This is a genomic window from Ewingella americana (assembly GCF_006438725.1).
In the GTDB taxonomy this organism is placed as follows: Bacteria; Pseudomonadota; Gammaproteobacteria; order Enterobacterales; family Enterobacteriaceae; genus Ewingella; species Ewingella americana_A.
Window position 1 is genome coordinate 44,531 of record NZ_RCZD01000005.1, and the last position, 19,787, is coordinate 64,317.

The following is a 19,787-nucleotide window of genomic DNA, read 5'->3' on the forward strand; positions in this document are numbered from 1 at the left end:
TTCTGAATTGATTGATAATTCAGTTGCTATGCTATGAATATAACCCAACTTACACCTCATGGGCTGACGTGAGACAACTATGGTGCAGGTGAGCAGAACCTTATTCACAAATTCGCATAAAACCTTACCGGCATTGCGGTGCTTCTGTTTTATAGTGGCGGCGTTTTAATGGCGGTCTGTGATGAAAGGCTTTTGCCGGGGATTGTCTCATTCATTTCCACAGTAACGGGTAAGGCACAGGGATGCGATTTACTAACAGACTGGCGGCGCTGATTTCCATGTTGGTTGCACTGGCAATGTTGTTGATGTTGCTGGGTGTGACTTTCAGTTTTGTCTATTTAAACAAGCAAAATACCGAACAACATTTACGCGCACTGGCAACCACCTACGATCAATCTCTTCTTTCGCAATCCCCTCAGCAACCGGAACGCTGGATGCCAATGGCGATGCGTATGCTCGATATCTCCGAAGTCACTATTCTTGAGCACCAAAGCACGGTGTTTTCTTACCGCGAGACTCCCGATCTGCACAGCGCCTGGGAAAGCAGTTATCCCGATTACGTCACCATGACCCTCCCTCTGATGCAACATCCATCGATGTCGATGCGCGTGGTCTATGTGGATCCTATCGGGACCTATACCCGTTCGCTGCGCTCTACTTTTACCATCAGCATGGCCATTGTGTTGATGATCATCGCGGTATTGCTCAGTTTTCGCTGGCTGCGTGCTGAAACCGCCGGGCTGGAAAAGCTGGAAGACCGCGCTTCACGAATTTTGCGCGGTGAGCGTGAGAACCTGACGCGGGGCGATATCAACGAGTGGCCGCCTTTTGCCAGCAGCGCGATTGATCTCCTGCTGGCCGATCTCAGCGAAGCCCGAGAACAGCGTAGCCGCGTAGATACCCTGATCCGCGCGTTCGCCCAGCAGGATTCCCAGACCGGGCTGAGCAACCGGCTCTTTTTTGATAATCAGTTGGCGACGCAGTTGGAAGAGGGGGGGGCTCACGGTATTGTCATGCTGCTGCGCCTGCCGGACTTCGACACGCTGCGTGACACACACGGCCAGCGACACGTTGACGAGTTACGCTCGGCGATGGTCAATCTGCTCTCTACTTTTGTCATGCGTTATTCTGATGCCCTGCTGGCCCGCTATTTCCACAGTGATTTCGCCGTGTTGCTCCCTCACCGCACCCTGAAAGAGGCTGAAGTGATGGCAGCGCAGCTCGTCAATGCGCTCGGCGCACTGCCAACGTCAAATAATATCGATCGCGATGCGCTGCTTTATATGGGTATCAGTGCCTACCGTTTTGGTCAGCGGCCAGAAGAAGTCATGGATTATGCCGAGCAGGCAACCCGCAATGCGGCGTTCCAGGGCAGTAACAGCTGGCTGATCTACGACAGAAAAGTGCCTGAAAAAGGGCGCGGCAGTGTGAAGTGGCGCACCTTGCTGGAAAACACCTTGGCACGCGGCGGGCCTCGCCTGTACCAGAAACCGGCCTTCACGACGGCGCGCAAACTGGACCACCGTGAAGTGCAGCGGCGCGTATTTGATGGCGAACACGAACTGCTTGCGGCGGAGTTTATTCCGCTGGTGGTGCAGTTTGGCATGTCTCAAAGTTATGATCGGCGGATGCTTTCTCAGATTATTCCGTTACTGAGCCGCTGGCCGGACGAAACGTTGGCATTTCACCTGACGGTTGATTCATTATTGCAGCGCTCTTTTATCCGCTGGTTGCGTGATACGCTGATGCAGTGTCAAAAAGCACAGCGTCATCGGATTTTGATTGAACTTGCAGAGGCCGATCTCTGTCAACATACTGACCGCCTGCGCCCTGCGGTACGTTTGTTGCAGGGAATGGGGTGCCGTCTGGCCGTTTCTCAGGCCGGATTGACCGTGGTCAGTACTTCTTATCTCAAAACGTTCCCAGTAGAACGGGTCAAACTCCACCCTGGGTTGGTGCGCGATATTGATAAGAGGATTGAAAATCAACTGTTTGTGCAAAGTCTGATCAGCGCGTGTGAGGGAACACAAGCAAGAGTATTTGCCTCGGGTGTCCGCACCAAAGAAGAGTGGGCAATGCTGGTTGAAAAGGGCATTCACGGTGGCCAAGGTGATTTTTTTGCCGTCCCGCAAGCCGTCGATCCCGTCAGCAAAAAATATTCACACAACGGTGATGTTTAAACTGACCGTAATGGGAATATTTAACGTAGAATGGCCCAGCCTTTAACCGGTTCTTGTTACAGAAAGCCTGTGTTATGACTTAAGCAGCTTGCTTTAGCAGGGGATCCCGGTGTAAGTGCAAGAATTCATGTGCGGTGTTGGTGCTTATGTTTATTCCTGCAAAAAATCTGCAATCAGAGTATCTGAATCTGGGATTCGGAAATTGAATGCGGTATTTTTTTGCAGTCAGAGTAATTGCAGGTTAAGCGGCCGACATCGTGGACAATTTCACCGAAGCAGGATGTTTTTGCGCCTTGTCGCTGCTTCGCGTGGTTGGTAAAGTAGGCGGATTTTATTTTCCGCCCCCAGCTAGCAGGATTATCCTTTCGTTATGTTTAAGAAATTTCGTGGCATGTTTTCCAACGACTTGTCCATCGACCTGGGTACCGCCAATACCCTCATCTATGTAAAAGGACAAGGCATCGTGCTGAATGAGCCCTCAGTTGTGGCTATTCGTCAGGATCGTGCTGGTTCACCTAAAAGTGTTGCGGCTGTCGGCCATGATGCTAAACAGATGTTGGGTCGTACTCCCGGCAACATTGCGGCCATTCGCCCGATGAAAGATGGCGTTATTGCCGACTTCTTCGTGACCGAAAAAATGCTGCAGCACTTCATCAAGCAAGTTCACAGCAACAGCTTCATGCGCCCGAGTCCGCGCGTGTTGGTTTGTGTGCCGGTCGGCGCTACGCAAGTAGAACGTCGTGCCATCCGTGAATCTGCACAAGGTGCGGGTGCCCGTGAAGTGTTCCTGATTGAAGAGCCAATGGCTGCGGCGATCGGTGCAGGTTTACCTGTTTCCGAAGCAACAGGTTCTATGGTTGTTGATATCGGTGGTGGCACCACAGAAGTGGCCGTCATCTCGCTTAACGGTGTTGTCTACTCTTCTTCTGTTCGTATCGGCGGTGACCGCTTCGATGAAGCCATCATCAATTATGTGCGCCGTAACTATGGCTCACTGATCGGTGAAGCAACGGCCGAACGTATCAAACACGGTATCGGTTCTGCTTACCCAGGTGATGAAGTCCGCGAGATCGAAGTGCGTGGCCGTAACCTGGCTGAAGGCGTTCCGCGCGGCTTTACCCTGAATTCCAACGAAATTCTGGAAGCACTTCAGGAGCCTCTGACCGGAATCGTTAGCGCGGTGATGGTTGCTCTTGAACAGTGTCCACCAGAACTCGCTTCAGACATCTCCGAGCGAGGCATGGTTCTGACCGGGGGGGGCGCATTACTGCGTAACCTCGATCGTCTGCTGATGGAAGAAACCGGTATTCCGGTGATTGTTGCAGAAGATCCACTGACCTGCGTTGCGCGCGGTGGTGGTAAAGCGTTGGAAATGATCGACATGCACGGCGGCGACTTATTCAGCGAAGAGTAATCTGAGCGAAGTGTTTAGAGTTTCAGCGAAGTTCGCTTTCGCAAAGACTCTTTTTAGCGAAGGCTCTTTTAGCGAAAAATAGTCTTGCCCGCAAAGGTGGCTGTCTGTCTGGTGAAACCTGCTGCGTTAAAGTATGCAGTGTCAAATTGGAGTCGAGCGCTAAACTGCCCGAATGAGCAATTATTCGGGCAGAGCGTGCACGATCCCATTCGCTTGCTGCTTTTCCTGTCAGGGTTGTCTTTCACTTCGATTGGCTGAAACCTTTTGTTGCCGAGGAACTCGCATATTTTATGAAGCCGATTTTTAGCAGGGGGCCATCCCTGCAGCTGCGACTTTTTTTGGCTATTCTTACGGCCATTGTCCTGATTTTTGCCGACAGTAAAATAGGTACGTTCGTTAAGATCCGTACTTATATGGACACTGCCGTCAGCCCTTTCTATTTTTTGTCGAATGCGCCGCGTGAATTCCTGGATCAGGTCTCCACGACGTTCGCGACCCGCCAGTCCCTTGAACTCGAAAACCGCGCATTGCGTCAGGAATTGCTCCTTAAAAACAGCGATCTGCTGCTGCTTGGTCAATTCAAACAGGAAAATGCCCGGCTACGTGAACTGCTGGGTTCACCATTGCGTCAGGACGAGCACAAAATGGTGGCGCAGGTACTGTCGACCAGCAATGACCCGTATAGCGACCAGGTCGTTATCGATCAGGGCAGCAAAAACGGCGTCTATGTCGGCCAGCCAGTGATCAGTGACAAAGGTGTGGTTGGGCAAGTGGTTGCCGTCGGTGCTCTGACCAGCCGCGTATTACTGATTTGCGACGCCTCGCATGCCTTGCCGATTCAGGTATTACGTAATGACATCCGCGTCATTGCCGCCGGGAGCGGTTGTACCGACGATCTCCAGCTGGAACATTTACCAAGCAATACGGATATTCGCGTAGGTGACGTACTGGTGACCTCCGGCCTGGGCGGACGCTTCCCTGAAGGATATCCGGTTGCCGTGGTCTCCTCGGTGAAAGTCGATAATCAGCGTGCATACACGGTGATTCAGGCGCGGCCTACTGCGGGTCTGCAGCGCTTGCGCTATTTGTTACTGCTGTGGGGTTCGGATCGCAACGGGGATAAACCGCTGCCTCCTGAAGAAGTCCACCGTGTTGCCAATGAGCGTCTGATGCAAATGATGCCACAGGTCCTGCCACCTCCGGGTGACATGGGCCCTCCGGCGCCGGTTCCACAACCGGCAACAGGGACAGTTACCACTCCGGCATCGCCAAAACCTGCCACCCGGGGCACGCAATGAATCGCTACCGGAGCCACGGACGCTGGATAATTTGGCTATCCTTTTTGATAGCCATGTTATTGCAGGTCATGCCGTGGCCCGATGAAATTTACATGTTCCGGCCATCGTGGTTGATGCTGATCCTGATTTACTGGGTCATGGCACTGCCGCATCGGGTTAACGTAGGTTCCGGTTTTATCGTTGGGTTCGTGATGGATTTGGTCCTCGGTTCCACGCTGGGTGTTCGCGCCCTGGCGCTGGCAATGACGGCCTATTTGGTGGCGTTCAAATTCCAGCTGTTTCGCAATATGGCACTTTGGCAGCAGGCATTGATTGTCATGCTGCTATCGCTGGCCGTGGATGTGATGGTTTTCTGGGCCGAGTTTTTGGTGGTTAACGTCTCGTTCCGCCCTGAGGTTTTCTGGAATAGTGTGGTGGACGGTATTCTGTGGCCATGGCTGTTCCTGCTGATGCGTAAAATTCGCCGTCAGTTCGCTGTTCAATGAGGAAATAATGACCGCACTTTATCTGGCTTCCGGTTCTCCACGCCGTCGTGAATTACTTGCTGTTCTTGAATACGCATTTGAGCGTCTGGTTACCGATGTGACGGAAGAACAACAGCCGGATGAAGCACCGGCCGACTATGTGGTTCGGCTCGCCTGTGATAAAGCGCTGGCCGGGGTGAACGTTGCCCCGCAGGATCTTCCGGTGCTCGGTGCGGACACAATTGTGGTCCTCGATGGTAACGTGCTGGAGAAGCCGCGCGATGAAACGCATGCGGCTCAAATGCTTGCCGCGCTTTCGGGTCGTCAGCATCAGGTGATGACCGCTGTGGCGCTTGCTGACCGAAATACATATCGCAGTACGCTGGTTGTGACTGATGTCACCTTCCGTTCACTATCCGCGGAGGATATTCAGCACTATATTCTGAGCGGAGAGCCCATGGATAAAGCGGGCGCATACGGTATTCAGGGAAAGGGCGGTTGTTTCGTCCGTGAAATTCGCGGCAGTTACTACGCAGTCATGGGGCTTCCTCTGGTGGAGACTCAGGAGCTGTACGGTGACTTTGTTGCATTACGCGAGCTTAGGAGAAAGCATGACAGCTGAATTACTGGTCAATGTCACCCCGTCGGAAACCCGCGTGGCTTACATTGACGGTGGTATTTTGCAAGAGATCCACATTGAGCGTGAAGCCAAGCGCGGTATAGCAGGCAATATTTACAAAGGGCGCGTGAGCCGGGTTCTTCCGGGCATGCAGGCGGCCTTTGTAGATATTGGCTTAGAAAAAGCCGCTTTTTTACACGCATCGGACATCATGCCGCACACCGAGTGTGTGGCTCGTGATGAGCAGAAAAACTTCAACGTGCGTGACATCGCAGAGCTGGTGCATCAAGGCCAGGACCTGATGGTGCAGGTGGTGAAAGACCCGCTCGGCACCAAGGGAGCGCGTCTGACCACAGACATCACGTTGCCCTCGCGTTATCTGGTCTTTATGCCGGGTGCGTCACACGTGGGTGTTTCTCAGCGTATTGAAAGTGAAGCCGAACGCGATCGCCTGAAAAAGGTCGTGTCGGAATATTGTGATGAGCACGGTGGCTATATTATCCGCACCGCCGCTGAAGGGGTTGGCGAAGAAGAACTTAAACAAGATGCCGCCTTCCTCAAGCGTTTGTGGACCAAAGTGATGGAGCGCAAACGCCGCAATAAAACCAAATATAAACTGTATGGTGAACTGGCGCTGGCACATCGCGTACTGCGTGATTTTGCCGGTGAGGCGCTGGACCGGATCCGCGTCGATTCGCGTCTGACCTATGAGTTACTGGTGGAATTCACCAGCGAATACATTCCTGAAATGACCGCCAAGCTCGAACACTACAGCGGTAAGCAGCCTATTTTTGACCTGTTTGACGTTGAGAACGAAATCCAGAGAGCACTGGAGCGTAAAGTCGAACTCAAGTCAGGCGGTTACCTGATTATTGATCAGACCGAAGCCATGACCACCGTGGACATCAATACCGGTGCGTTTGTCGGTCATCGCAACCTCGAAGAGACCATCTTCAATACCAACACCGAAGCCACTCAGGCCATTGCACGCCAACTGCGTTTGCGCAACCTCGGCGGCATTATCATCATCGACTTCATTGATATGTCTAATGAAGACCACCGCCGCCGCGTACTGCATTCACTTGAACAAGCGCTGTCGAAAGACCGCGTAAAAACCGGTATCCACGGTTTCTCGGCGCTGGGTCTGGTCGAAATGACGCGTAAACGCACCCGCGAAAGTGTCGAGCATGTGTTGTGCAGTGATTGCCCGACCTGTCACGGCCGTGGCACGGTGAAAACGGTTGAAACCGTCTGCTATGAAATCCTGCGTGAAATTGTGCGGGTTCATCACGCCTATGATTCAGACCGTTTCCTGGTTTATGCCTCTGCTGCCGTCGGCGAAGCGCTGAAAAGTGAAGAGTCGCATGCGCTGGCTGAAGTGGAAATCTTTGTCGGTAAACAGGTCAAAGTTCAGGTTGAGCCGTTGTATAACCAGGAACAATTTGACGTCGTCATGATGTAAATCCGTAGCGGCTTCATGGGTCTGGCATGAGGCAGTGGCGGGAGTAATTTCCATTGCAGTCTGAGCCGGTGAAGCACCGCGCAGAATGGAAGACAAGGAGAGGTGTGTGAGGCGATTGCCCGGAATATTGTTAACCACGTGCGCAACAATTGTCGTCATTGTGGCGCTGGTGATCAGTGGTTTGCGTCTGGCCTTACCTCAACTCCATCGCTTCCAGGAGCAGTTGGTTGACAAGGTGCAGTCGATCACTGGTGTACCCATTACCCTCGACCAAATCAGTGGTAACTGGCAAACTTTCGGGCCGACGCTGGAGCTGAAAAAGCTCAGCGTAACGCTGCCAGACTCGTCGGTAAAAGTGGAACGTGTCACGCTGGCGCTCGATGTGTGGCAGTCATTGCTGCATATGCGCTGGCAGTTCCGCGATCTGACATTCTATAACCTTGATTTAGATACTAACGCCACGCTTGGCGGCAGTGCTAAAGATACCAAGGGATTCGAAGCCAACCGCATCAGTGATATTTTCCTCAAACAGGTCGACCATTTCGATCTGCGCAATAGCCACATCTCTTTCCTGACACCGTCGGGTTCGCGCGCCGAAATATCTGTTCCCCAGATGACCTGGCTTAACAGTCATGACCGTCACCGTGCCGAAGGTCTGGTGAGTCTGTCGAGCTTTACCGGCCAGCACGGCGTCGTGCAGTTACGTATGGATCTCAACGACAATAATGGCCTGCTCAACGACGGCAAGATCTACCTTCAGGCCGATGATATCGACATGAAACCCTGGTTTAGCCGCTGGTTACGCAGCAACACCGGGCTGGAAAGTGCTGATTTCAGCCTTGCGGCCTGGCTGACGGTGCGCAATGGCGATATCTATGCCGGTGATGTCTGGGTGAAAAATGGCGCAGCGACCTGGACAAGCGGTGGCCAAGGGCACCGGCTGGATGTGGAAAATCTGACGCTGCACGGCAGCCGGCAGGGTAATGGCTGGCAGGTGGATGCCCAGCAACTTAATCTGAAAACTGACGGGCAGGCGTGGCCAAAAGGCAGCCTGAGCGCATTGTATCTGCCAGAAAACAGCGGGTTCCTCGGGCAGTCACCGGGGGATGAGTTACGCCTGCGCGGCACGCAACTTCAGCTTGAGCGCCTTGGACCGATCATTCCGACCTTTTCATTCCTTACGCCGGAGCTGCTTGAACGCTGGCAGGATCTGCAACCCAAAGGGACGATCGATGCGCTGGCTCTCGATATTCCGCTCAAACAGCCCGACCACACCCGTTTTGATGCCAGATGGCACGATGTCACCTGGCAGCGCTGGGAATTGCTGCCGGGCATCAATCATTTCAGCGGAGCACTGAAAGGCAGCGTCCAGCGTGGCCAACTGACTGTAAATTTGCAAGACAGCACACTGCCGTATGGCGAAATGTTCCGTGCGCCGCTCGAGGTTAGCTCCGCACAAGGGACGTTCGACTGGAGCAATGACAAAGACGGATGGGGTTTGTGGGCCAAAGGTGTGGACGTGAAAGCTAATGCGCTGTGGGCACATGGCGACTTCCACTATGACAGTCCGGCCAACGGCCAGCCATGGCTGAACATTCTGGCGGGCATTCGCCTGTACGATGCCGGGCAGGCCTGGCGCTACTTCCCTGAAACCCTGATGGGCAAACATCTGGTGGATTACCTCTCCGGTGCGATTCAGGGCGGGCAGGTGGATAACGCGACGCTCACCTTTAACGGTAATCCACAGGATTTTCCGTTCAAAAATAACCAAGGCCAGTTCCAGGTTTGGGTGCCGTTGCGTCATTCGACCTTCCAGTTCCAGCCAGAATGGCCGGCGCTGACTAATCTGGATATTGATCTCGACTTTCTCAATGACGGTCTGTTCATGAAAGCGGCCAATACCAAACTGGGTAATGTGGATGGCAACAACATCGTCGCCAATATCCCTGACTATCTTAAAGAAAAACTGTTCATTGATTCGGAGATCAAAGGGACGGGCAAAGACATTGGGGCCTACTTTATGGATACCCCGCTGAAAGATTCTCTGGGGGCTGCCTTGGCAGACTTGCAGATCAGCGGTGATGTCAGTGGTCCCTTACATTTGGATATTCCGCTCAATGGTGAAATGACTCGCGCATCGGGCGGCGTCAGCCTCAACAATAACAGCCTGTTTATCAAACCGCTGAACAGCACCATTGAACACCTTAGCGGCCAGTTCAGTTATGACAACGGCAACTTGCAAAGCACTCAGCTCACCGGCAACTGGTTCGGTCAGCCACTCAATGTGCAGTTCAGCACCCACGAACTGAAGGATGACTACACCATTAATGTCGGGCTAGATGGCGACTGGCAACTGGCGAAAATCACCGGTATGCCTGCCGCTGCCGCCAGCAAAATCAGTGGTAGTGCTCCATGGAAAGGCACGGTCGATGTCTCTTTACCGCACAAAGGCGAGCCAAATTACAGCGTAGCAATCAATACCGACCTGAAGAGTGTGAGCAGTGACTTACCCAGCCCGCTGGATAAAAAACCGGGTCACAGTCTGCCGTTCAATGTGAACGTCAAAGGTGACCTGAAAAGCTTCGATCTCACCGGGGTACTGGGCGGTAAAGACCGTTTTAACAGCCGCTGGCTACTGGGCAAACAGTTAAAACTGGATCGTGCGTCCTGGCAGATGGATACACCGAAAACCCCGGCGTTGCCGGAAACCAGCAGCCTGACACTGCATCTGCCAGCGCTCGATGGTGGAAGCTGGATGTCCTTGCTGTTGGCAGACAGCCCCCCGGCCAGCAAGACTGGCAGTAACAGCAAAGGCTCCAGCAAGGAGAGCATGACGGCGTTCAGTTTCCCGCATGAGATCACGCTGACCACCCCTCAGTTGACGCTGGGTGGACAGGTATGGAATGACTTGTTGTTACGCTCCACGCAGACCGACAGTGGTATGAGTGTGATGGCGAAAGGCAAAGAGATCGACGGGACGCTGATGATGAGTGAGCGCGGCCCCTGGAAAGCCGATTTACAGTATTTCTATTTTAACCCGCAGTGGACCGCGGCCGATGCAGCGAGTGGCGGCAAAGCGTCGCAAAATCCGTTTGCTGATGGCAAAATTTCCTTCTCAAACTGGCCAGCGTTGCAGATTCGCTGTGAAGCCTGCTGGTTCCTCGGGCAGAGTTTCCGCCGGGTCAATGCTGATCTGACGCCGAGTGGGGATCAACTGACGCTGAGCAATGGCCTTATCGATACCGGCGTGGCGCGGCTTGATGTGCAGGGTGACTGGAAACAGAACGGCACGGGTGAAAGTACCGGGCTGAAAGGTAAACTGACGGGGAAAGATGTGGAAGCCGCCACCTCTTTCTTCGGGGTGACGACACCATTGCGCGGTGCTCCGTTTACTCTCGATTTTGACCTGCACTGGAAATCCATCCCGTGGAAGCCGGATCTGAAAACGTTGAACGGCACGATGAAAACCGATCTTGGCAAAGGCGAAATAGTGAATCTCGGCGGCGGCCGTGCCGGGCAACTATTGCGTCTGGTCAGCTTTGACGCCCTGATACGTAAACTCCAGCTGGATTTCAGCGATACCTTCGGCAAAGGGTTCTATTTCGACTCCATCAAATCTACGGCGTGGATTAAAGATGGCGTCGTCCATACCGATGACCTGCTGGTTGACGGTCTTGCAGCCGATATCGCCATCACAGGCAGTATGGACCTGGTGAACCAGCGTCTGGACATGGAGGCTGTGATTGCCCCGGAAATCTCTGCGACCGTCGGTGTGGCAACGGCGTTCGTTATCAACCCGATTGTCGGGGCGGCGGTATTTGCGGCCAGTAAAGTTCTGGCACCGCTGTGGAATAAAATCTCGCTGATCCGCTATCACATCGATGGCACCATCGCAGAACCAAAAATTAATGAGGTTCTGCGCCAGCCAAGACCTGCAAAGTAACCTAACGCACCTGCTGCGCCCTGAGCGCAGCAGGAATCCATGACAGAGCTGTGTTAGGCTGATCAAAACCCGTGTTACGATGGCATTGCCTGGCCGTGAATGAAAATTCTTCCGGCCGGATCAATTCATCCCAAAGAGAGTGAAGAATCTATGAGTCTGGCATTAGTCAGTGAGCGGTTGCTAACCGCTAATAATCTGAGTCATCAAGACCTGTTTTCCGTATTAGGTCAACTGGCTGAACGCCGTCTCGACTATGCAGATCTCTTTTTTCAATCCAGTTTCCACGAAGCCTGGGTGATTGAAGACAGCATCATCAAAGAGGGTTCTTACAATATCGATCAGGGCGTGGGCGTGCGTGCCGTCAGCGGTGAGAAAACCGGTTTTGCTTATGCGGATCAAATCACCCTGAATGCCCTGAACCAAAGTGCCGCTGCGGCGCGCAGCATTGTGCGTGAACAGGGCAATGGCAAAGTCCACACCTTGGGCGAAATTGCTTATCAGTCCCTCTATCCGATCCTCGACCCGCTGCAAAGCTTGTCGCGTGAAGCCAAAATTGAATTACTGCATCGTGTTGACCGCGTTGCGCGCGCCGCCGACAAGCGGGTGCAGGAAGTCAGCGCCAGCATCACCGGCGTGTATGAAAGCGTATTGGTAGCCGCCACTGACGGCACACTGGCGGCGGATATTCGCCCGCTGGTGCGGTTGTCTGTCAGCGTGCTGGTGGAAGATGATGGCCGCCGCGAACGTGGCTCCAGCGGTGGCGGTGGGCGTTGCGGTTACGACTACTTCCTCGAAAGCGTTGACGGCGAAGTACGTGCCGAAGCTTACGCGCGTGATGCGGTTCGCATGGCATTACTAAACCTGAACGCCGTCGCAGCGCCAGCGGGCGGAATGCCCGTCGTGCTGGGCGCGGGCTGGCCGGGCGTGCTGTTGCACGAAGCGGTGGGTCATGGTCTTGAAGGGGACTTTAACCGTCGCGGCACCTCGATGTTCAGCGGTCAGATGGGCCAGTTAGTGGCTTCTGAACTCTGCACCGTGGTGGATGATGGCACTATGCCAGGGCGTCGTGGATCGCTTGCCATTGATGACGAAGGCGTGCCGGGCCAGTACAACGTGCTGATCGAAAACGGCGTGCTGAAAGGCTATATGCAGGACAAGCTGAACGCGCGCCTGATGGGCGTGCTGCCAACCGGTAACGGCCGTCGTGAGTCTTACGCGCATCTGCCGATGCCACGCATGACCAATACTTACATGCTGGCGGGTAAGTCCACGCCGGAAGAGATCATCAGCAGCGTGGAATACGGTCTGTACGCGCCAAACTTTGGTGGCGGCCAGGTGGATATCACCTCTGGCAAGTTCGTCTTCTCCACCACTGAAGCCTATTTGATTGAAAATGGCCGTATCACCAAACCGGTGAAAGGCGCGACGCTGATTGGTTCAGGTATTGAAGCCATGCAGCAGATCTCCATGGTCGGTAATGATCTGGCGCTCGACAAAGGCGTCGGTGTCTGTGGAAAAGAGGGCCAGAGCCTGCCGGTCGGTGTCGGCCAACCGACGCTGAAGCTGGACAACATTACCGTGGGTGGCAGCGCGTAATTCCGGCTTCTTCAGCAGATTAACGGGAACCTCAGGGTTCCCGTTTTTATTTCGATGCGTTCGGTCCTGCCTTTCCCTGCCGATAACCCTGGTACACCTTCCCAACCTGTTTGAAGTACCCGGTCAGATAGTTAATACACACCTGCACTTTCAGCGGCATTTTATCTTTTTCGGTATACAGCGCGTAGACAGGGCGCGGGTCTGACTGATAGTTGCTGAACAGAATCTCCACGTCACCGGCGTTAATTTCATCGATGATCCACATCAGCGGTACATAGGCGATGCCCACGCCCGCCTTCAGCCAGCGGATCATGGTTTGTGAATCGTTGGTGACGAAACGTCCCTGCGGCGAAATGCGCGTGGTAATGCCTTCGGGCGCAATCAACTCAAAATCGCTGTCGGGGCGGACACTGTATTCCAGCCACGAGAAGTTGACCATATCGGCGGGTTTCTCCGGCGTGCCGTGCTGGCTCAGATAGCTGCGTGCCGCGCAGACCACCATCGGCATCGAGCCGAGCCGTGTGGAGAACAAACTGGAGTCCTGAAGCGCGCCGACACGGATCACCACGTCGAGGCCATCGGCGATCAGATCCGGTGCCGGAATGCCGGTGACCAGGTTAACTTTCAGCCCCGGATACTCCACCAGCATTTCGGCGGTCATCGCGGCTAATACGTTTTGTGCCATTGTTGATGAGCTGCCGATGCGTAATGTGCCGGTGGGCGTGTTGTTGAAGGCATATAATTGCTCATGCACTTCGCGTACATCCTGCAGCATCTTCATACAGCCCTGATAATAAATCTTACCCGCTTCAGTCAAACCCAGACTGCGGGTGCTTCTATTTAACAGCTTGACTTGTAAGTCATTTTCTAACTTTGATACGGTCTGGCTAATGGCAGAGACGCTCATATCGAGGCGACGTGCGGCAGCGGTAAAAGAGCCGCTTTCCACTACCTGAGCGTAAATCGACATGCGTTTTAATCGGTCCATTGTTAACTCTGGCTTAAAAGTGATTGTGATCACAGAATGTTGATAACTTGATAATAAGCACGCTAATATACCGTTCTGGGTGACAAACCCCAGTTTCGGCATTGACTGGCGGTATCGCTGCTTACCTTCGCACACTTCCCTGGCAAATCCATGGTCTCTTTTACCCAATTCTGGCTCTCAGAATGAGACGGTATTGTCTAAAATAACGAATAATGCGCGGACGTGACGAGGGGCGATTCCCCGCTACGCTACATTAAGGAATTATGAATGAGTTTGCTTCCGGTTATGGTGATTTTCGGATTGTCATTTCCGCCGGTTTTTTTTGAAATCCTGCTGGCGCTGGTGATCTTTTTCCTGCTGCGACGTCTGTTACAACCCACCGGGATTTATGATTTTGTCTGGCATCCGGCGTTATTTAACACAGCACTGTATTGCTGTCTGTTCTACCTGATTTCCTGCTTCTTCATCTGAGGGTGTCGTGAAAAACTTTTCTATAAGAATAATACGTTACGCAATAACGTTACTCCTTGTTGTTCTTGCTGCCATCGCTGTTTTCCAGGCATGGGCGTTCTATACCGAATCGCCATGGACCCGCGACGCCAAATTCACCGCTGACGTGGTCTCCATCGCGCCCGACGTCACCGGGCTGGTCACCGATGTGCCGGTCGTGGATAACCAACTGGTTAAAAAGGGCCAGATACTGTTTAAAATTGACCAGCCGCGTTACCAGCAGGCGCTGGATGAAGCCAATGCTGACGTTGCTTACTTCCAGGCACTGGCTGCGGAGAAAAAACGTGAAGCGGGACGCCGTGTGAAACTGGGCGTGCAGGCCATGTCACAGGAAGAGATTGATCAGTCCACTAACGTGCTGCAAACCGTACTGCATCAGCTGGCGAAGTCTCAGGCTGCGCGCGATCTGGCGGTGCTGGATCTGCAGCGAACCGTGGTGACGGCCCCTGCTGACGGCTGGGTCACCAACCTCAACGTGCACCCCGGCAACTATATCAATCGCGGTTCGACCGCCGTTGCCCTGGTGAAAAAGAACACCTTCTATATTCTGGCCTATCTGGAAGAAACCAAACTGTCGGGCCTGAAAAAGGGTGACCGCGCTGAAATCACGCCGCTCGGCAGCAACCGCATCATGCACGGCACGGTAGACAGTGTGGCCGCCGCGGTGACCAACAGTTCTTCTTCAGCGGCCACCAACGGTCTGGCCACCATTGACAGTAACCTCGAATGGGTGCGTCTGGCGCAGCGTGTTCCGGTAAAAATTGTTCTTGATGACGCTGACCAACAGCATCCATACCCGGCGGGGACCACCGCCACAGTGGTGATCACCGGTGATCAGGACAGACAACGTGAGACTCAGTCACCGTTTGCCAAATTGCTGCACCGTCTGCGCGAATTCGGCTAAGAAGAGACGATGAACAGCCAATTCATTCCGCGCGTCAGATTTGCTTTCAAGCTAACGTTTGCGATCCTCGGTGCGCTGGTTCTCGGCTTCTATCTGCAGTTGGAGACACCGCGCTGGTCAGCCATGACTGCCGCCATTGTGGCATCCGGTCCGGCAATGGCCGCCGGTGGCGAGCCTTTTGCGGGGGCTATCCGCCATCGTGGTTTTCTGCGCGTTATCGGCACGTTTTTGGGGTGTATCGCTGCGGTGGTGATTGTTATTTCCACGGCTCGTGCCCCGGTCGTGATGCTGCTTTTATGCTGTATCTGGGCTGGTGTCTGTACCTGGTGGTCTTCGCTGGTTCGGGTTGAAAACTCCTATGCGCTCGGTCTGGCAGGCTATACCGCGCTGATTATCGTCGTTACCTCTGCGGCTTCACCGCTGCAAACACCGCAGTTTGCCGTTGAGCGTTGCAGCGAAATTGTGCTGGGTATTTGCTGCGCCATCGTCGCCGATCTGCTGTTTTCTCCACGGTCGATAAAAACCGACATTGACCGGGCGGTTAGCCAGTTGCTGCTCGACCAGTTCGCGTTGATGCGTATTTGTGTTAATCAGGGGGAAAAGGAAGATATCGATAAATCATGGAGCAACCTGATTAAGAGCACCACGGCGCTAAACGGTATGCGCAGCAGTCTGATGATGGAATCCTCGCGTTGGCAGCGCTGTAATCAGCGACTGAAAGCCCTGCACAGCACGTCGCTCAGCATGATCACTCAGGCATGCGAAACCTATCTGATCCTGCAAACCTCACCGGACCGCATTACGCCGGAGGTGAAAGCGTTATTTGCCGAACCGGCGGTCACGCCGTCTGAGGTCCATCAGCGCATGAAACAGCTGCGTCAGGCGATCTCCTCAACGCGCGGCGACGACATTCTGCTGACTGTCAGCAGCTGGATCGGCGCGGGGACGCGGGCGCTCATGCTGGTTAAAGGTATTCATACCAACAGCAGTATCAGTAGCGTGGAAAGCAACGTTCTTAACAGCGAAGTGGTCGTAAAACCGGCCTCAGCCGAACGCCATCACGCCATGATTAACGGCCTGCGTACTTTTGTTGCCACCGCCTCCGGTTGCCTGTTATGGCTGTGGACCGGCTGGACCTCCGGCAGCGGCTGCGTGGTGATCATCGCGGTGGTGACGTCGCTGGCGATGCGCACTCCCAACCCCAAAGCCATGGCGATCGATTTTGTGGTCGGGATGCTGCTGGCGATCCCGGTGGGTTCTATCTACTTCATGCTGATCATGCCCGCGACTCAGCAAAGTTTGTTCCTGCTCTGTCTATGCCTCGGCTTGCTGACGTTCTTTATTGGTATCGAAGTGCAGAAACGCCGTTTGGGGATGCTGGGGTTACTGGCCGGGACCATTAACGTTCTGGTGCTGAGTAACCCGATGAAATTCAACGTTGCGGCGTTTCTGGATAATGCGACCGGGCAGGCGATTGGGACGATGATTGCGCTGGTCGTACTGTTGCTTATCCGCGATAAGTCCCGTGAAAAAACCGGACGCACGCTGCTTAACCGCTTTATGAGCAGCGCGGTGTCGGCGCTGACGACCAAGGCCTATCGCCGCCGCGAAAATCATCTTCCGGCGCTTTATCATCAGCTCAACCAACTGTTAGTCATGTTCCCGAACGACATTGGTAAGTACCGGCTGGCGCTGATGTTGATCATCGCCCATCAGCGGATGAAAATGGCGGAAGTTCCCGCCAGCGAGGAGCTGTCGGCATTTCACAAAAAAATCCGTAACACGGCCGACCACGTGGTCACCTCGCGCGAAGGCAAGCGTACTTACTACTACCAGCGGCTGCTGTCGGAACTGAATGAGTATCAGCAAAAACTGGTGGAATACGACGCGCCGTTGAAAGTTACCGAGCCGGTGAAACGGTTGGCCGAAATGCTGCACAAGTACCAGCACGCCTTTTTAGCCTGATAGTCGCGGCTTCACCACACCCGCCGGTGCCTTCAACAGCGCCGGCTTTTTTGTGTCTGTCATCATAAGCATGCTGTGCGGTGCCATCATCACTGCCAGTATTAGCCGCTATACTTAATGGATTGAATATCCAAACTTACATTCTTACGTCGTTGTTTTCAGACGGCGGTTATTTGCAGGAGACCCGATCCCTATGTCAGCCAATCAACAGAAACTCTCTTCCCATAAATTATTTAAAACAGGCTTTTTTGCGGGCGGGAAATGGCAGGAAACCCAGGAAACCTTTGACGTGCTGAACCCGGCGACCGGCGACGTGGTGGCGAAAGTGGCGAAAGCCGGTAGAGCAGAAACTGACGCGGCGATTAAGGCCGCCAGCGACGCGTTCCCGGCGTGGCGTAAAACCACCGCGAAAGCGCGTTCGGAAATCTTGCACCGCTGGTATGAGCTGATGATCGAGAACAAGCAGTTCCTCGGTGAACTGATGGTGGCGGAACAGGGCAAACCGCTGAAGGAAGCGCTGGGTGAAGTCGACTATGCCGCCAGCTTCCTGCAATGGTTCAGCGAAGAGGCCAAGCGCGCCAACGGTGAGATCATTCCGCCCGTAAAAGACGGTTCCCGCATCTTTGCTACCCGTGAACCCATCGGCGTGGTTGCGGCTATCACGCCGTGGAACTTCCCGCTGGCGATGCTGACCCGCAAATTAGGCCCGGCGCTGGCCGCCGGCTGTACCGGGCTGATTAAACCGGCCAATAACACACCGCTTTCTGCTTTTGCGCTGCTCGAGTTGGCGCGTCTGGCGGGTGTGCCGGATGGCGTGATTAACGGCGTTGCCGGTGACACGCACGCCATCAGCGATGCGATCATGGCAAGCTCTGCGGTACGTAAGATTTCGTTCACCGGCTCAACCGAAGTGGGTAAAACACTGGTCCGTAACAGTGCCGACACCATGAAGAAAGTGTCGATGGAATTGGGCGGCAACGCACCTTACATTGTGTTTGATGATGCCGATCTGGAGGCCGCCGTGAAAGGTGCCGTTACCTGTAAATTCCGCAACAGCGGTCAGGTCTGCGTCTGTATCAACCGGATCTATGTGCAGGACGGCGTCTATGATCGCTTCGTCACGCGGCTTGCCGAAGAAGTCCGCAAGTTGAAAGTTGGTAACGGGATGGATGAAGGCGTGGTGGTTGGCCCGCTGATTGACAGTAAAGGGCTGGAGAAAGTCGAGGATCACGTGAAAGACGCACTCGAGAAAGGCGGGCGTCTGGTGGAAGGCGGACAGCGTCATCAGCTCGGCGGTAACTTCTTCCAGCCGACAGTGATTGCCGATGCGACGGACGACATGAAAGTCGCTGAGGAAGAGACCTTTGGCCCACTGGCGGCCTGTTTCCGCTTTAAAACCGAAGAGGAAGTGATCCAGCGCGCTAACGCCACGCCGTTTGGTTTGGCGGCCTATTTCTATACCCAGAATCTGCAGCGCGTGTTCCGCGTGGCAGAGGCCATTGAAAGCGGCATGATTGGCATCAACGAATGTGCGCTGTCGACGGAAGTCGCGCCATTTGGGGGGGTGAAAGAGTCCGGCTTAGGCCGTGAAGGGTCGGTACTGGGGCTGGAAGAGTATCTGCAGGTGAAGACGCTTCACCTGGGTAACTTGTAAAATCCCGGCGAACGACAAACTGACAGGATGATGATGAATCGAATGACATGGCGATGCTGGCGCAGCCTCTGGCTAATATTGTGTTTAGAGCTGCTGGCTGGGGCGTTCCCGGCTGTCGCGTTAGCGCAACAATCTGACGCTACACTGGTGGCGCTGACCGCTGAACAAACCGTGGTGGGTTACCTGCGGCAGAATCATCGTCTGCCTGATTACTACGTGACCAAGAAACAGGCGCGGGCCGCGGGATGGGATGCCCGCGCCGGGAATTTGTGTCAAGTGCTGCCGGGCAAAGCCATTGGCGGTGACCGTTTTTCTAACCGGGAAGGGCGTTTGCCCAGTGCCGACAAACGGGTGTGGCGCGAGGCTGATATCAATTACCGCTGCGGCCGCCGGGGCGCAGACAGAGTACTTTTCGCCAGTGATGGCCTGATTTATGTCAGCCGCGATCACTACAGACAATTTGTTCGGGTGGAGTGAATTCGATGAGTAAAATGGTCTTCGATTTTAATCACATCCCGGATTTAGCCACGTTTTATGGCGAGTTTGCGCGTCAGTTTGCGCTGAGTGAAAGCTTCGGTGCCAATCTGGATGCGCTCTGGGATGAAGTGACCGGTGGAATAAAATTGCCGGTTGAAATTGATTTTACCAATCTGTCTGCTGGCCGTAGACGGCGTTTTGGTGCGCTGATTTTGCTGTTCGAAGAGGCAGAGGAAGAGCTGGACGGCGGGTTGCGTTTCAATGTGTTGGAAAAACCCACGGCGCAGAAACATCAGGCGTGAGTGAGCTGAAA

Annotated in this window: 15 protein-coding genes; 14 read left to right on the top strand and 1 reads right to left on the bottom strand. The window is 54.1% G+C overall.

Annotated elements, in window-relative coordinates:
• The first annotated feature begins 242 nt into the window (after nt 1-242).
• From csrD to tldD, 8 genes are all read left to right on the top strand, one after another.
• Complete coding sequence (gene csrD / locus EAH77_RS10290; protein WP_140472326.1) at nt 243-2,180, top strand: RNase E specificity factor CsrD; 1,938 nt, start codon at nt 243-245, stop codon at nt 2,178-2,180.
• A gap of 370 nt (nt 2,181-2,550) precedes the next feature.
• A complete protein-coding gene (mreB, locus tag EAH77_RS10295) occupies nt 2,551-3,594 on the top strand; it encodes a rod shape-determining protein MreB (RefSeq protein ID WP_140472328.1) in 1,044 nt (347 codons plus the stop codon).
• A gap of 290 nt (nt 3,595-3,884) precedes the next feature.
• A complete protein-coding gene (mreC, locus tag EAH77_RS10300) occupies nt 3,885-4,892 on the top strand; it encodes a rod shape-determining protein MreC (RefSeq protein WP_140472329.1) in 1,008 nt (335 codons plus the stop codon).
• On the top strand, nt 4,889-5,377 hold the full coding sequence (gene mreD, locus EAH77_RS10305; RefSeq protein ID WP_140472331.1) for a rod shape-determining protein MreD: 489 nt from the start codon (nt 4,889-4,891) through the stop codon (nt 5,375-5,377). The genes mreC and mreD overlap by 4 nt, the downstream gene beginning before the upstream one ends.
• A gap of 7 nt (nt 5,378-5,384) precedes the next feature.
• Nucleotides 5,385-5,978, top strand: a complete 594-nt coding sequence (locus EAH77_RS10310) for a Maf family protein (RefSeq protein ID WP_140472333.1) — start codon at nt 5,385-5,387, stop codon at nt 5,976-5,978.
• Nucleotides 5,968-7,437 (top strand): ribonuclease G, encoded by a 1,470-nt coding sequence (rng, locus tag EAH77_RS10315; RefSeq protein WP_140472334.1) that lies wholly within the window; start codon nt 5,968-5,970, stop codon nt 7,435-7,437. The genes EAH77_RS10310 and rng overlap by 11 nt, the downstream gene beginning before the upstream one ends.
• 106 nt (nt 7,438-7,543) lie before the next feature.
• On the top strand, nt 7,544-11,380 hold the full coding sequence (gene yhdP / locus EAH77_RS10320; protein ID WP_140472336.1) for an AsmA2 domain-containing protein YhdP: 3,837 nt from the start codon (nt 7,544-7,546) through the stop codon (nt 11,378-11,380).
• Between the two features lie 150 nt (nt 11,381-11,530).
• Nucleotides 11,531-12,976 (top strand): metalloprotease TldD, encoded by a 1,446-nt coding sequence (gene tldD, locus EAH77_RS10325; RefSeq protein WP_140472337.1) that lies wholly within the window; start codon nt 11,531-11,533, stop codon nt 12,974-12,976.
• A gap of 46 nt (nt 12,977-13,022) precedes the next feature.
• Here the strand turns inward: tldD and aaeR are convergent, their stop codons facing one another.
• On the bottom strand, nt 13,023-13,964 hold the full coding sequence (gene aaeR, locus EAH77_RS10330; protein ID WP_140472339.1) for an HTH-type transcriptional activator AaeR: 942 nt from the start codon (nt 13,962-13,964) through the stop codon (nt 13,023-13,025).
• Between the two features lie 267 nt (nt 13,965-14,231).
• Between aaeR and aaeX the strand changes: the two genes are divergently transcribed.
• The 6 genes from aaeX to EAH77_RS10360 all read left to right on the top strand — a co-directional run bounded on the left by aaeX (nt 14,232) and on the right by EAH77_RS10360 (nt 19,776).
• Nucleotides 14,232-14,435, top strand: a complete 204-nt coding sequence (aaeX, locus tag EAH77_RS10335) for a p-hydroxybenzoic acid efflux pump operon protein AaeX (protein ID WP_140472341.1) — start codon at nt 14,232-14,234, stop codon at nt 14,433-14,435.
• Between the two features lie 7 nt (nt 14,436-14,442).
• Nucleotides 14,443-15,378 (top strand): p-hydroxybenzoic acid efflux pump subunit AaeA, encoded by a 936-nt coding sequence (gene aaeA / locus EAH77_RS10340; RefSeq protein WP_140472343.1) that lies wholly within the window; start codon nt 14,443-14,445, stop codon nt 15,376-15,378.
• Between the two features lie 9 nt (nt 15,379-15,387).
• Entirely contained in the window at nt 15,388-17,343 is a 1,956-nt protein-coding gene (gene aaeB / locus EAH77_RS10345; protein ID WP_140472345.1) for a p-hydroxybenzoic acid efflux pump subunit AaeB, read from the top strand.
• Nucleotides 17,344-17,536: 193 nt separating this feature from the next.
• A complete protein-coding gene (locus tag EAH77_RS10350; protein WP_140472347.1) occupies nt 17,537-18,997 on the top strand; it encodes an NAD-dependent succinate-semialdehyde dehydrogenase in 1,461 nt (486 codons plus the stop codon).
• 42 nt (nt 18,998-19,039) lie between these two features.
• Complete coding sequence (locus EAH77_RS10355) at nt 19,040-19,474, top strand: ribonuclease domain-containing protein (RefSeq protein WP_170215673.1); 435 nt, start codon at nt 19,040-19,042, stop codon at nt 19,472-19,474.
• Nucleotides 19,475-19,479: 5 nt separating this feature from the next.
• Nucleotides 19,480-19,776 carry a barstar family protein gene (locus EAH77_RS10360; RefSeq protein ID WP_140472349.1) on the top strand — a complete coding sequence of 99 codons (297 nt, stop codon included), beginning with the start codon at nt 19,480-19,482 and terminating at the stop codon, nt 19,774-19,776.
• Nucleotides 19,777-19,787 lie beyond the last annotated feature (11 nt).

Bases quoted from the DNA above. Each gene is read 5' to 3' on its own strand.
- aaeB (WP_140472345.1), top strand. From the start codon at position 15,388: ATGAACAGCCAATTCATTCCGCGCGTCAGATTTGCTTTCAAGCTAACG.
- EAH77_RS10310 (WP_140472333.1), top strand. From the start codon at position 5,385: ATGACCGCACTTTATCTGGCTTCCGGTTCTCCACGCCGTCGTGAATTA.
- EAH77_RS10355 (WP_170215673.1), top strand. From the start codon at position 19,040: ATGACATGGCGATGCTGGCGCAGCCTCTGGCTAATATTGTGTTTAGAG.
- mreB (WP_140472328.1), top strand. From the start codon at position 2,551: ATGTTTAAGAAATTTCGTGGCATGTTTTCCAACGACTTGTCCATCGAC.
- mreD (WP_140472331.1), top strand. From the start codon at position 4,889: ATGAATCGCTACCGGAGCCACGGACGCTGGATAATTTGGCTATCCTTT.
- aaeR (WP_140472339.1), bottom strand. From the start codon at position 13,964: ATGGACCGATTAAAACGCATGTCGATTTACGCTCAGGTAGTGGAAAGC.
- csrD (WP_140472326.1), top strand. From the start codon at position 243: ATGCGATTTACTAACAGACTGGCGGCGCTGATTTCCATGTTGGTTGCA.
- mreC (WP_140472329.1), top strand. From the start codon at position 3,885: ATGAAGCCGATTTTTAGCAGGGGGCCATCCCTGCAGCTGCGACTTTTT.
- rng (WP_140472334.1), top strand. From the start codon at position 5,968: ATGACAGCTGAATTACTGGTCAATGTCACCCCGTCGGAAACCCGCGTG.
- EAH77_RS10360 (WP_140472349.1), top strand. From the start codon at position 19,480: ATGAGTAAAATGGTCTTCGATTTTAATCACATCCCGGATTTAGCCACG.
- EAH77_RS10350 (WP_140472347.1), top strand. From the start codon at position 17,537: ATGTCAGCCAATCAACAGAAACTCTCTTCCCATAAATTATTTAAAACA.
- aaeX (WP_140472341.1), top strand. From the start codon at position 14,232: ATGAGTTTGCTTCCGGTTATGGTGATTTTCGGATTGTCATTTCCGCCG.
- tldD (WP_140472337.1), top strand. From the start codon at position 11,531: ATGAGTCTGGCATTAGTCAGTGAGCGGTTGCTAACCGCTAATAATCTG.